Raw genomic sequence first — 454 nt, 5'->3', positions numbered from 1 at the left:
GGCTCGCCCTCGCGCGGGCGCACCGACGTGATGCCGACGGGCCGCAACCTGACCACCCTCGATCCGCGCGCGCTGCCGACCCGGGCGGCGACCCTGCTCGGCGAGAAGGCGGCGGCCGCGATCGTGCTGCGGCACCTGCAGGACGAGGGCGAATATCCCGCCCGCATCGTCATGGACCTTTGGGCCTCGCCGACCCTGCGCACCGGCGGCGAGGACGTGGCGCACGCGCTTGCACTGATGGGGGTGCGCCCGACCTGGGACCACGCCTCCACCCGCGTCACCGGCTTCGAGGTACTGCCGCTCGCCCTGCTCGACCGCCCGCGCATCGACGTGACCTGCCGTTGTCTCTAATACACATCTGACGCTCACGACCACTCCTTACCTGTAGAACACGGTGGTCGCCGTATCATAAAAAAAAAAAAGCGTTGCGCCGATCTCGGCGAAGGCAGCGTCC

The 454-nt window shown here is 68.7% G+C and carries 1 pseudogene; it reads left to right on the top strand.

Annotation, left to right across the window (positions count from 1 at the left end):
- Nucleotides 1-336: pseudogene (locus FV222_RS29000) on the top strand (cobaltochelatase subunit CobN); the annotation flags it as partial.
- Nucleotides 337-454: the final 118 nt, after the last annotated feature.

The organism is Methylobacterium sp. WL103 (assembly GCF_008039885.1).
In the GTDB taxonomy this organism is placed as follows: domain Bacteria; phylum Pseudomonadota; class Alphaproteobacteria; order Rhizobiales; family Beijerinckiaceae; genus Methylobacterium; species Methylobacterium cerastii.
Note: the sequence above shows the minus strand (reverse complement) of the source record. Positions and strands in the feature narration are given on the sequence as shown.